Source organism: Sphingomonas sp. SP3, assembly GCF_058514305.1.
On sequence record NZ_JBZSOE010000001.1, the window covers coordinates 698143 to 709792 of the forward strand.

The window sequence follows — 11650 nt, forward strand, 5'->3', positions numbered from 1 at the left end:
ATGAAAACTCGCAACTTCGCCCAGGCGCGCCTGGGTACGGCGGTGGCGGCCATCGCCATCGCACTCGGCACGGTCGGAGCAGCTGCTCCAGCCGCTGCCGCCCAAAGTCAGGCGGCACGGCCGTCCGAGACGCTCAACCTCAGCCAGGGCACGGGGACTTTGGTCCGCTTGTCCGAGCCGATGAGCGACGTGTTCGTGGCGAACGATGCGATTGCCGACGTTCAGGTGCGGTCTTCGACCCAACTGTACGTCTTCGGCAAGACTTCCGGCGAAACGACGGTCTATGCGACCTCGAAGTCGGGTCACGTAGTTTATGCCGCCAACGTCCGCGTTGCGAACAACGTCGGCTCGCTCAATGAAATGCTTCGCCTGGCGATGCCCGAAGCGTCGGTTCAGGCGACGCCGATGAACAACCTCGTGCTGCTCACCGGCACGGTTAGCTCGCCCGATGACGCGGATGTCGCGCAGAAGCTGGTCGAGAATTACGTTGGCCAAGGGATTAGCGTCGTCAACCGGCTGCGCACGGCGACGCCGCTTCAAGTGACGCTCAAGGTCCGGATCGCGGAAATGAACCGCACCGCCATGAAGCAGATCGGCGTCAATCTTCTCAATCGCGACGTCGACACGGGCACCATCTTCGGCATTGGCCAAGGCAACCCGGGCAAGATCAACGTCGTCGAGGGTCCGCCCAATCCGATCACCGGCGTCAAGCCGACCACCGTTACCGGCGCGACGTTCAACAATATCGTCGGCGGCACCACGCTCGGCATCTTCGGCCATATTCTCGGCACGGACCTGCTCGGCACGCTCGACCTCCTTCAGAAGGATGGCTTGGTGACCACGCTCGCCGAGCCGAACCTCACGGCGCTGTCGGGTGAAACCGCAAGCTTCCTGGCCGGCGGTGAATTCCCGATCCCGGTGTCGCAGTCGCTCGGTGCGGTGACGATCGAATATAAGCAGTACGGCGTTGGTCTCGCTTTCACGCCGATCGTGCTTGCCGATGGCCGCATCTCGATGCGCGTCCGCCCCGAAGTCAGCGAGCTGTCGAACGAAGGTTCGGTCACGCTCAACAACTTCACCGTGCCCGCACTGACCACTCGCCGCGCGGAAACGACGGTCGAGCTCGGTTCCGGCCAGAGCTTCATGATCGCCGGCCTGCTTCGCAAGCACGACACCAATGACATCAGCAAGGCGCCGTTCCTTGGCGACCTGCCTGTCCTTGGCGCCCTGTTCCGCTCGACGGCCTATCGCCGCGACGAGACCGAGTTGGTGATCATCGTCACGCCCTACCTGGTTCGTCCGGTTTCCGGTCAGATCGCACTGCCGACCGACGGCTATCGCATGCCAAACGACGCGGTCGCGGTACTCGGTGGCCAATCTTACCAAGGCATCAACAAGGTTGACCCGACGGCGGTGCAGGCTCCGCCGGTCACCACGACTGTCCCGGCTGGTGGCGCGATCGCCGCGCCTGGGTTCAAGCTGTGACCTGCGGCCCTTTGAGGAAGGAAGCGAAGATGCGTTCCAAACTTCTGATCGTCGCCCTCGGAGCAGGCCTGACGGCATGCAACACGGCCGACGTGCCGCGCGAAGGCATGACCGCGGTCCATGTGCCGGTCGTATCGACCACCAATTATGTGTTCGATGCCGCCGCTCCTTCGGGCGCCCTGGCGCCCGGTGAAGCTGCGCGGCTGGACTCCTGGTTCCGCGCGCTCGATGTCCGCTACGGCGACACGGTCTTCGTGGACGGTTTCGACGGAGGCCCGGCCCGCGCTCAGGTGGCGGATGTCGCCGGCAATTACGGCCTGCTTGTCAGCCCTGGCGCTCCGATCACCGCCGGCCAACCATTGCCCGGCACCGTTCGGATCGTGGTGAGCCGCAATGCCGCAACCGTTCCCGGCTGCCCGGACTGGAGCGGCGTTTCGCAGCCGAACTTCCAGAACCAGTCGCCGACGAATTTCGGCTGCAGCGTCAACGCTGCGCTTGCCGCCCAGGTCGCCAATCCGCAGGACCTCGTCCACGGACAGGAGGGCACTGGCGTCGCCGACGCCCGTACCGCGACCCGGCCGGTCAACCTTTACCGCACGACCCCGCCGTCAGGCACCAAGGGTCTGGAAGCTCTCAGCACGAAGGAAAGTAAGTGATGAACGCTCCGTTTCAGGCGCGCGCGGGTTTGCGCGATCCGTTCACCGCTTTCGTCAGCGACGAAGCGACCGCCGACATGCTGCGGCCGGTTGCGGTCGAGCACGGCTGGTCTCCGGAAAAGGTAAACAAGGGCGGCCTTCGCAATGCCGTTCAGTCCCTGTCGGTTTCCGCCAGCCCGAACATCCTGTTCGTCGACTTGTCGGAATCTGCGGATCCGCTGAATGATATCAACGCCCTCGCGGAAGTCTGCGAACCGGGGACGATCGTGATTGCGTCCGGCACGGTGAACGACGTTCGCCTGTACCGCGACCTCGTTGCCAGCGGCATCCACGATTATCTGCTGAAACCGTTCACCGTCGATCAGCTTCGCGACACCTTTGCTCACGCCCAGATGATCCTGTCCGGACCGCGTGGCGAAGCCCAGGCCGACAAACCGCACGTGATGGCGGCGGTGATCGGCGTGCGCGGCGGCGTCGGCGCATCCACGATGGCGACCTCGCTGGCATGGTTGCTTGGTGAGAAGGCTCACCGCAGCACGGCGCTTTTGGACCTCGACATTCATTTCGGAACGGGTGCGCTGGCGCTCGACCTCGAACCCGGACGCGGCCTGACCGACGCGATTGAAAATCCAAGCCGTATCGACGGACTGTTCATCGAGCGCGCGATGGTTCGTGCCAATGAACGGCTGTCGGTCCTGTCGGCCGAAGCGCCGATCAACCAGCCGCTGGTGACCGACGGCAGCGCTTTCCACCAGCTCCAGGAAGAAATGCGCAACGCGTTTGAATCGACCGTGCTCGACCTTCCGCGGCACATGCTCATTCAGCACCCGCACCTCGTCCACGACGCGCATGTCGCTGTGGTCGTGGCGGAGCTGACGCTGGCTGCCACCCGCGATACGATTCGCGTTCTCGCCTGGCTCAAGTCAAACGCACCGCAGACCAAGGTCGTAGTCGTCGCCAACGGCGTTCCCTCGGGCGGTGCCCTTGAGATCAGCCGTAAGGATTTCGAGCAGTCGATCGAGCGGGCAGTGGATATCGTCTTCCCGTACGACGCCAAGCTCGCGGCCCAGGCCGCGAAACTCGGCAAGCCTATGGCGGAAGTCGCCAGCGGCAAGATGGTCGCTCCGTTCAATACGCTGTCCGGCGTGGTGCTGAGCCACGCGAGCGAGGAAGGTGCGGCGACCGACAAAGCGCCCGCCGCAGCGGCCAAGTCGCTGGTCGGCAACCTGAAGTCGATGCTTTCGAAGCCCAAGGAGAAGGCTGCGTAAGCGAGTTGGAGTTTCGGCTCGCCGGCGATCCAGCCGTCGGGCCAGTTTGAGAGGCGAAGGCACGAAATGCTTCTGTGGCTACTCCTGATCGGTGGCGGTGGCGGACTGGCGCTGGCCTTCATGGCCTTGCGCGGCCCATCGGCCTCCAAGGCCGTCAAGCGGCGGATGGAGCTCATCAAGGAGCGCCATGGCGACGCAATCGCCGGCAATGCCCAGGCCCAGATCCGCAAGCTGTTCGCCGAGCGCGCCAGCAAGATCGAAGGCGTCGCTTCAACTCTGATCCCGAGGCCCGCGCTTCTGCGCAAACGGCTCGAGATGACAGGCAAAGACATCAGCCTCGCCAAATATGCAATCATCTGCCTCAGCGTGATCGGCCTCGTGATCGTTGGACTAATGTTCAAGGGTGCGCCGTTCTTCCTGGCGCTGTTCATGGGGCTGTTCTTCGGCATTGGTGGCCCGCACTTCATCACCGGCAAAATGATCAAGCGCCGCGTCAACAAGTTCACCGTGAACTTTCCCGACGCGATCGAGCTGATGGTCCGCGGCCTTCGTTCCGGCCTTCCCATCACCGAAACGCTTGGCATTGTCGCAAGCGAAGTTCCCGGCCCGGTCGGTGTCGAGTTCCGCATGGTCAACGACAAGATGAAGATCGGCCGGACGATGGAAGCGGCACTTCAGGAGACTGCCGATCGTCTCGGCACTCCCGAGTTCCAGTTCTTCGTCATCACCCTGGCGATCCAGCGGGAAACCGGCGGCAACCTTGCGGAGACCCTGTCGAACCTCGCTGACGTGCTGCGCAAGCGTGCCCAGATGAAGCTCAAGATCCGTGCCATGAGTTCGGAAGCCAAGGCCTCGGCCTATATCGTCGGGTCGCTGCCCTTTATCGTCTTCGGTCTCGTGTGGATGATGAACCCGACCTACATGGGCGGCTTCTTCACCGATCAGCGGCTGATCGTCGCCGGTATCGGCGGCATGGTCTGGATGGGCATCGGCGTGCTCATCATGGCCAAAATGGTCAACTTCGAGATCTAAGGGGCAAGTAAATCCATGCAGGCGCAAGGCCCCACCCTTCTCGGCTTCGATGTCATCTGGATTGCGACGATGCTCAGTGCTGTCGCGACCTTCGCGGTGCTGCTCGCCATCTATGCGGCGACCACCGTCAAGGACCCGATGGCGCGCCGGGTCAAAGCGCTCAACGAACGGCGCGAGCAGCTCAAGGCGGGCATCGTTGCCTCGACCAACAAGCGCAAGAAGCTGACCAATCGCAACGAAGCGGCGGACAAGGTCCGGGGTATCCTGACGCAGTTCAAGATGCTTCAGGACGACCAGCTGAAGAAGACCCAGCTCCGCCTGATGCAGGCCGGTATCCGCACCAAGGACCTGGCCTTCTTCATCATCTTCGCGCGCTTCGTGCTGCCGCTCGTGCTCGGCGTCGCTGCCGTGCTGATGCTCTACGTCTTCAACTTCTATCCAGACTGGTCCGGCTTCCGCCGGTACATGACCGTCGCGGGTATCCTGGTCGGGAGCTACAAGGCGCCTGACCTGTGGCTGAAGAACAAGGTCACAAAGCGCAGCCACGCGATCCGCAAAGGCCTCCCCGACGCGCTCGACCTTCTGGTCATTTGCGCCGAGGCCGGCCTCACGGTCGACGCCGCATTCAACCGCGTCGCGAAGGAGCTGGGCAAGGCATATCCTGAGCTGGGCGATGAGTTCGGCCTGACTGCTATCGAGCTTGGCTTTCTCAGCGAGCGCCGCCAGGCGTTCGAGAACCTCGCCGATCGCGTCGATCTCGAGGCGGTGCGCGGTGTCGTAACCACCATGATTCAAACCGAGAAATACGGTACGCCGCTTGCGTCAGCGCTGCGCGTGCTCTCGGCAGAATTCCGCCACGCCCGAATGATGCGCGCGGAAGAGAAAGCGGCCCGCCTGCCGGCGATCATGACCGTGCCGCTCATCCTGTTCATTCTGCCGACGCTGTTTATCGTCATCCTCGGTCCGGCGGCTTGTTCGATCAAGGACAGCTTCCTCCAGACCTAATTGCGACTGCAGGTGGAACGCGGCGGCGCGCTGAAGCGTAGTCGCCGCGAAACCACTCACGTTGAGGTCGCGAAATGAACATCACGTCGGATCCAAACTTGTGGGTCATTTGCGCCCTGGTCTTCCTCCTCGGCGTACTGATCGGCATCTTCCTGACCGCTGGCGGACGAAGGAAGTGGAAGGCGCGCTACCGGAGCGAAGCCGATCGCCGCGAAGCGATCGAGCGCGAGCACCAGGACCATGTTCGCGCGATGGAAGAGCGTGAGAAGGAATGGCGCGAGCGTGACAGCCTGCGCTCCGCCTCGGTCAAAGACCGCGACGGCGACGGCGTCCGCGACGATCGCGAGATCTAGCCTTCGATCCTCGAGAAGTCGGCGACGCGGTTCACGGCGTCGCGGAAACGCATCAGCAGGTTGAGCCGCCGCTCGCGCTTGGCCGAGTCCGGATCGTTGACCGTCACATGGTCGAAAAAGTCGTCGATCGGCTTCCTTAGGGATGCGAGCGCCGCCATCGCCGCCGTGAAATCTTCCTTGTCGATCGCCGCCGATCCCTTTGGCTCGGCCTTGTCGAGCGCAGTGATCAGCGCTTTCTCCTCGGGCAAATCGGCACCAGCCTGGCCGGAGGCCATCTCGGCCACCGCTTCGCCCACGATCGGATCGTCGACCAGCACGAGCGGGTCTTCCTCGCCGGTTTGCGGGATGCCCTGCTCTTCCGCCGAGGTCATGACCTGCGGTCCCACCCAATTCTCCTTCTTAAGGATATTCGCGGCGCGCTTGTAGGCAACGAGCAGATTCTTTCCGTCCTCGGTCTCGACGAAGTTCTGAAGCCCGTTCACGCGGGCAAGCAGGCGCACGAGGTCATCTTCTCCACCCAGTCCAAACACCGCATCGATCAGATCGTGCCGAACGCCCGCTTCGCGCTGCTGGACCTTCAGGCGATCGGCGAAGAAATCGAGAATCTCGGGAGCAGTCTTGTCCAGGCGGTGAGTCGGGCCTGAGTCCTTCGCCGTGCCAGCACGGTTTGCCAGAGCGCCGCGCACCGCTTCGGTCAGATTGAGGCGGAGGCCATTGCCGACGATCAGTTCTATCGACGCGATCGCCGCCCGGCGGAGGGCAAACGGATCCTTCGATCCCGTGGGCTTCTGATCAATGCTGAAAAACGCGCAAATGGTGTCGAGCTTGTCGGCCAGCGATACTGCGGCAGACGTGGGCTCAGTCGGCGTGCCGTAATGGTCGCGGATGGCGTCGGCGATTGCCTTGGGCTCGCCCTGCGCCTCGGCCAGATAGCCCCCAATCACGCCCTGGAGTTCGGGGAACTCGCCGACCATGCCCGTGACGAGGTCGGCCTTGGCGAGGCGCGCCGCCCGCTCGACCTGCTTCGGGTCCGCTTTCACGACCTTCTGCTCGACCAGCCAACGCGCGAGTTTGGTCACGCGCTCGACCTTTTCAGCGACCGTGCCGAGCTTTTCGTGGAACACGATCCCGTCGAGCTTCTTCGCCTGCTCCTCGAGCGGCACCTTCAGATCCTGCTCCCAGAAGAAGCGAGCATCGGCGAGGCGCGCGGCGAGCACGCGAGCATTGCCCGCGGCGATCGCCTCCCCGCCGTCCTCGGCGTCAATGTTGGCGACGCAGACGAATGAAGGCGCTAGCAGCCCCTCATCGTTGGTGCAGGCGAAATACTTCTGGTTCGTGCGCATGGTGAGGACGATCACCTCGCGCGGTACGTCCAGATATTCGCTGTCGAAGCGCCCGACCAGCGGCACCGGCCATTCGGTGAGGCCGGCATTTTCGACGACCAGCCCCTCGTCGGCCAGCAGGGTTAGCCCGGCCGCCGTCGCGGCAGCAGCCGCACGCTCGCGGATCAACTGCTCGCGCTCGTCTTGGTCGACGATCACGTTGCATGCGCGGAGCTTTTCAACATAGTCGGAGGCCCCGCCGACGGTGATGCAGCCGGGATGATGGAAGCGGTGGCCGACGGTAGACGCACCGGAAGAGATGTCGTCGATCTCGACCGGCACGATCTCCTCGCCGAGCATGGCAACGATCCCGTGAAGCGGACGGACCCAGCGCAAGGTGCCAGAGCCCCAACGCATTGATTTTGGCCAAGGAAAATCGGCGACTATCTGCCTCACCGCGTCGGCAAGGATATCCGCTGCCGGGCGCCCTGCCCGCTCGATCACGGCGAAGAAAACGCCGTCGCGTTCTTCCAGCTGGTCTTTCACGAGGCCGGTCTTGCGGAGGAAGCCCTCGAGCGCTTGTGGGGGCGCGCTGGTGCGCGGGCCTTTCAGCTCCTCGCGGCTGGCTTCGGTCGCCTCAGCGACATCACGGGCGATCAGCACTAGCCGGCGCGGCGTAGAAAAAACCTCAATCTTACCGACGCTTAAACCTGCGCCCTCGGAGCATTCGGCAAACATTCGCGAAACGTCATTGCGGGCCTTGGCCTGCATCCGCGCCGGGATTTCCTCGGACCGCAATTCGAGCAGGAAGTCGCTCATAGCGCCGACCGCTCCAGCCATGCGCCGCAGGCGGCCTTCGCGAGGTCGCGGACGCGGCCGATGTAGGCCTGGCGCTCGGCCACGCTGATCACGCCGCGCGCCTGAAGCGTGTTGAATACGTGGCTCGCCTTGATCGCCTGTTCATACGCCGGGATCGGGAGCTTGGCGGTCAGGCACCGCTCGCATTCGGCGGCCGACTTCCTGAAAAGGTCGAACAGAGCGTCGGTATCCGCGACTTCGAAATTATAGGTCGACATCTCGACCTCATTTTCGCGGAAAACATCGCCGTAAGTGACCCCGGCATCGTTGAACCGGAGGTCAAAAACGTTGTCGACGCCCTGGATGTACATCGCCAGCCGCTCCAGCCCGTACGTCAGCTCTCCGGTCACCGGCTTGCACTCGAACCCGCCAACCTGCTGGAAGTAAGTGAACTGGGTCACCTCCATCCCATCGCACCAGACTTCCCAGCCGAGGCCCCAGGCGCCGAGCGTCGGGCTTTCCCAATCGTCCTCGACGAAGCGGATATCGTGCTTCAGCGGGTCGATGCCGATCTCGCGGAGGCTACCTAGATAGAGGTCCTGGAGGTCGTTGGGACTGGGCTTCAGCACCACCTGGTACTGGTAATAAGCCCCAAGCCGGTTGGGATTCTCGCCGTAGCGCCCATCGGTCGGACGGCGGCACGGCTGGACATAAGCGGCTCGCCAGGCATCCGGCCCGAGCGCGCGCAACACCGTCGCCGGGTGAAAGGTCCCAGCGCCCATTTCCATGTCATAGGGCTGGAGGATGACGCAGCCCTGCGCGCCCCAATAATGATGGAGCGTCAGAATCAGGTCCTGGAAACTCAAGCTCAAAATGTTTGCCCCGGCCACGAAGGAGGTGTTCCGGCTTTGGCTGCGTCTTCATCGAACCGCAAGCTTGAAGCCTTAAGCCCGGTCCCCACGTTCAGGAGTCTATGGTGAAGCTACTCAAACGCCTTTTCGCGCCTCTCGCCGCCGTGCTGTCATTCGGCGGGGCGCCCGCCGCCGCCGCGACGCCTGCCCATCCTGCCCTCTGGTCGGTCAGCGACGCCGACACGACCATCTACCTGTTCGGGACGATCCATCTGCTGCCCGAAAACTATAAGTGGCGAACGGCTAGGTTCGACCAGGCGATGGACAATTCGCAGCAGCTCGTGGTCGAGACGATCGTCGACGACAAGGACCCGACCAAGATCATGTCAGCGTTGAGCAGCCTCGCTTTCTCGCCTGGGCTTCCGCCACTCATTGACCGCGTACCTCCTAAAAAGCGGCCCGATCTTGAAACCGCGATCAAGAAGAGCGGCTTCCCGCCAACCGCGCTCGACCGGATGGAGACCTGGGCCGCGGCCTTCATCCTGCTCGGCAACCAGTTCCGCGACTTGGGTCTCAAGGGCCAGGAAGGCGTCGAGGCCGTCCTGCGCAACGCCTTCACCAGCAAGGGCAAGCCGGTCGGGGAGCTCGAAACCAACGTCGAGCAGCTCGGCTTCTTCGACACGCTGCCCGAGAAAGCCCAGCGCCAGTTGCTCGAAGGCGCGATCACGCTCTCTGCAAATATGAACAAGGACTTCGGCGGCATGCTCGCCGCCTGGTCGCGCGGCGACGTCAAGGCGATTGCCCGCACCTTCAACCACGACCTCGCCGCCTCGCCCGAGCTGCAGCAGGCGCTGATCAAGCGCCGCAACCAGAATTGGACCAAGTGGATCGAGCAACGCATGACCTCGCCGGGGTCGGTGCTGATCGCGGTCGGCGCAGGCCACCTCGCTGGCGAAGACTCGGTCATCGCGATGCTGAAAAAGGGCGGCTACCAGGTCCGCCAGCTTCAGTAGGCCGCGTGACCCGCTCTATCTGTCGATAAATGTTCACCTTCTGGCGATTTCGCTAGACAATTTTTAATAACTCGGTGACCATGATCGGAAGGTATCGGGCTGGGGGGTCTGATGCGCGAAGTCGATGAAAAGCGGGGTTTTTCCCGCATGTAGTAACGCGTCCGCATCGATCGCGAAAGACACTCCAGACTATCCACCTGGGAGGGTGTGTGATGGTCAATTTGCTAGTCGCTGCCGCAGCACTCAGCGCCGCTTCGCCGGCGCTCCCGCCGGACAACGCCGACCCCGCAATCTTCATGGTCCGTGACGCCGACACAACCGTCTACCTGTTCGGCACCTTCCACGCGCTCGATGGCCAATCCGAATGGTTCAACGACCAGGTCAGGGACGCTTTCGAGAAATCGAACGAGCTGGTGCTGGAAACCCTGGTTCCAGAGGGGCCGATCGTGCCGAAACCAGCCATACGGATGCCCAACGTCACCGCTTCCGCTTCCTTCCTTGCAACGACGCGGATGGCGATCAACGCTGGCAAGAGCCAGGGCATGCAGGTTGGGAACGGGGCGGACATGGTGCTGCGCCACGTCGCCGAGCTCGAGGGCAAACCGGTTGAAGGGCTCGAGACGCTCGAATCCCAGCTCAACATGTTCACCAAGATGCCCCAACCGGCAGCACCGCAGCCCGGATCGGCGCCCAACCCAGCGTCGATGGACAATCTATCGAAGGCGATGGTCGACATGCAGGCGGCGTGGAAGCGCGGCGACCAGAGCGTGTTCGTGCGCATGCTGTCGCAGCTGAAGCAGGCTTCGCCCGACACGTATCGCATGCTCTTCACCGAGCGGAACGCACGCTGGGCCGACTGGATCGCGGGCCGGATGCAAACACCCGGAACGGTCTTCGTCGCGGTCGGCGCTGGCCACCTTGCGGGCAATGACAGCGTGTTGGTCCGCCTGGCCCAAATGGGGATCCCCTCGACCCGGGTGAACTGACCCGCGGCGCGGCTCTGCCCGCGCCTTGCTTTTCCGGCACTTCTCCCCTAGTGGGCGCGCTCCCTGGCCATGGTCATCCCTGGAGGCGTGGCGGGTTTTCTTTTGGAGAGTGCACAATGAGCGAACAGCTGACGCTGCCCGCCGAAGCGCGCGAACGGGCTGGCAAGGGAGCCTCCCGCGAATTGCGCCGCGAAGGACGGGTCCCCGCCGTGGTTTACGGCGAGAAGAAGGAGCCTCTGTCGATTCACGTCGAAGAGAAGCTTCTTACCAAGATGCTTCACACCGGCCACTTCATGAACTCGGTGGTGATGATCGACTATCAGGGCAAGGCGCACCGCACCTTGCCGAAGGCGGTCGATTTCCACCCAGTTTCGAGCCGGCCCATCCACGTCGATTTCCTGCGCATTGGTGAGCACACCAAGGTGCACGTGGCCGTCCCGATGCGCTTCGACAACGAAGAAGCGTCGCCTGGCCTGAAGCGCGGCGGCGTGTTGAACACGGTCATCCATGAGCTGGAAATCGTCTGCGATGCCGCAAGCATCCCCAGCGAGATCCATATTCCGCTCGATGGCCTCGAGATCGGTGATTCGATCCACATCAGCCAGGTCAAGCTGCCGAACGGCGTGACCCCGGCGAACACCGAAGAAGACTTCACCGTCGCCACCATCGTCGCTCCGTCGGCGATGAAGGCCGAAGACGAAGAGACCGCGGCCGAGGGCGAAGTCCCGACCGTGGGCGAGGAAGGCGAAGCTGGCGCCGAGGGCGAAGGCGGCGAAGCTGCCGAAGGCGCTTCGGAAGAATAAGCTTCTCTTCTTTGAGACTATCACGAACCGCTCGCCCGCAAGGGCGGGCGGTTTTTGTTTGCGCCCTGTCCTGCTAGC

Annotated in this window: 11 protein-coding genes; 9 read left to right on the forward strand and 2 right to left on the reverse strand. The window is 63.2% G+C overall.

What is annotated here, in order from left to right; genetic code table 11:
• The 6 genes from AC4K8G_RS03730 to AC4K8G_RS03755 all read left to right on the forward strand — a co-directional run bounded on the left by AC4K8G_RS03730 (window position 1) and on the right by AC4K8G_RS03755 (window position 5799).
• Window positions 1-1485, forward strand: coding sequence for a type II and III secretion system protein family protein (locus tag AC4K8G_RS03730; RefSeq protein WP_491732830.1), 1485 nt, complete (start codon window positions 1-3; stop codon window positions 1483-1485).
• Window positions 1486-1514: 29 nt separating this feature from the next.
• Window positions 1515-2141 carry a CpaD family pilus assembly protein gene (locus tag AC4K8G_RS03735; RefSeq protein ID WP_491732831.1) on the forward strand — a complete coding sequence of 209 codons (627 nt, stop codon included), beginning with the start codon at window positions 1515-1517 and terminating at the stop codon, window positions 2139-2141.
• Window positions 2141-3409 (forward strand): CpaE/TadZ family protein, encoded by a 1269-nt coding sequence (locus tag AC4K8G_RS03740; protein WP_491732832.1) that lies wholly within the window; start codon window positions 2141-2143, stop codon window positions 3407-3409. Before AC4K8G_RS03735 ends, AC4K8G_RS03740 begins: the two co-directional genes overlap by 1 nt.
• A 66-nt stretch (window positions 3410-3475) precedes the next feature.
• Entirely contained in the window at window positions 3476-4441 is a 966-nt protein-coding gene (locus AC4K8G_RS03745; RefSeq protein ID WP_491732833.1) for a type II secretion system F family protein, read from the forward strand.
• Window positions 4442-4456: 15 nt separating this feature from the next.
• The gene (locus AC4K8G_RS03750) at window positions 4457-5446 is read left to right on the forward strand and encodes a type II secretion system F family protein (protein WP_491732834.1); all 990 of its coding nucleotides are present in this window, start codon (window positions 4457-4459) and stop codon (window positions 5444-5446) included.
• 74 nt (window positions 5447-5520) lie between these two features.
• Complete coding sequence (locus tag AC4K8G_RS03755; protein WP_491732835.1) at window positions 5521-5799, forward strand: LapA family protein; 279 nt, start codon at window positions 5521-5523, stop codon at window positions 5797-5799.
• On the opposite strand, the gene glyS is transcribed toward AC4K8G_RS03755, so the two are convergent.
• Both glyS and AC4K8G_RS03765 read right to left on the reverse strand, forming a co-directional pair.
• Entirely contained in the window at window positions 5796-7940 is a 2145-nt protein-coding gene (gene glyS, locus AC4K8G_RS03760; RefSeq protein ID WP_491734405.1) for a glycine--tRNA ligase subunit beta, read from the reverse strand. The genes AC4K8G_RS03755 and glyS overlap by 4 nt on opposite strands.
• The gene (locus tag AC4K8G_RS03765; protein ID WP_491732836.1) at window positions 7937-8791 is read right to left on the reverse strand and encodes a glycine--tRNA ligase subunit alpha; all 855 of its coding nucleotides are present in this window, start codon (window positions 8789-8791) and stop codon (window positions 7937-7939) included. Before AC4K8G_RS03765 ends, glyS begins: the two co-directional genes overlap by 4 nt.
• A 101-nt stretch (window positions 8792-8892) precedes the next feature.
• On the opposite strand from AC4K8G_RS03765, the gene AC4K8G_RS03770 reads away from it, so the two are divergent.
• From AC4K8G_RS03770 to AC4K8G_RS03780, 3 genes are all read left to right on the forward strand, one after another.
• Window positions 8893-9783 carry a TraB/GumN family protein gene (locus AC4K8G_RS03770; RefSeq protein ID WP_491732837.1) on the forward strand — a complete coding sequence of 297 codons (891 nt, stop codon included), beginning with the start codon at window positions 8893-8895 and terminating at the stop codon, window positions 9781-9783.
• Window positions 9784-9995: 212 nt separating this feature from the next.
• Complete coding sequence (locus tag AC4K8G_RS03775) at window positions 9996-10769, forward strand: TraB/GumN family protein (RefSeq protein ID WP_491732838.1); 774 nt, start codon at window positions 9996-9998, stop codon at window positions 10767-10769.
• A 116-nt stretch (window positions 10770-10885) separates the two neighbouring features.
• Entirely contained in the window at window positions 10886-11572 is a 687-nt protein-coding gene (locus tag AC4K8G_RS03780; RefSeq protein ID WP_491732839.1) for a 50S ribosomal protein L25/general stress protein Ctc, read from the forward strand.
• The last annotated feature ends 78 nt before the right edge of the window (window positions 11573-11650 follow it).

What these genes read in the sequence shown, in the direction of transcription:
- AC4K8G_RS03755 (WP_491732835.1), top strand. Translation starts at nt 5,521, where the DNA reads ATGAACATCACGTCGGATCCAAACTTGTGGGTCATTTGCGCCCTGGTC.
- AC4K8G_RS03730 (WP_491732830.1), top strand. Translation starts at nt 1, where the DNA reads ATGAAAACTCGCAACTTCGCCCAGGCGCGCCTGGGTACGGCGGTGGCG.
- AC4K8G_RS03735 (WP_491732831.1), top strand. Translation starts at nt 1,515, where the DNA reads ATGCGTTCCAAACTTCTGATCGTCGCCCTCGGAGCAGGCCTGACGGCA.
- AC4K8G_RS03740 (WP_491732832.1), top strand. Translation starts at nt 2,141, where the DNA reads ATGAACGCTCCGTTTCAGGCGCGCGCGGGTTTGCGCGATCCGTTCACC.
- AC4K8G_RS03770 (WP_491732837.1), top strand. Translation starts at nt 8,893, where the DNA reads ATGGTGAAGCTACTCAAACGCCTTTTCGCGCCTCTCGCCGCCGTGCTG.
- AC4K8G_RS03750 (WP_491732834.1), top strand. Translation starts at nt 4,457, where the DNA reads ATGCAGGCGCAAGGCCCCACCCTTCTCGGCTTCGATGTCATCTGGATT.
- AC4K8G_RS03780 (WP_491732839.1), top strand. Translation starts at nt 10,886, where the DNA reads ATGAGCGAACAGCTGACGCTGCCCGCCGAAGCGCGCGAACGGGCTGGC.
- AC4K8G_RS03745 (WP_491732833.1), top strand. Translation starts at nt 3,476, where the DNA reads ATGCTTCTGTGGCTACTCCTGATCGGTGGCGGTGGCGGACTGGCGCTG.
- glyS (WP_491734405.1), bottom strand. Translation starts at nt 7,940, where the DNA reads ATGAGCGACTTCCTGCTCGAATTGCGGTCCGAGGAAATCCCGGCGCGG.
- AC4K8G_RS03775 (WP_491732838.1), top strand. Translation starts at nt 9,996, where the DNA reads ATGGTCAATTTGCTAGTCGCTGCCGCAGCACTCAGCGCCGCTTCGCCG.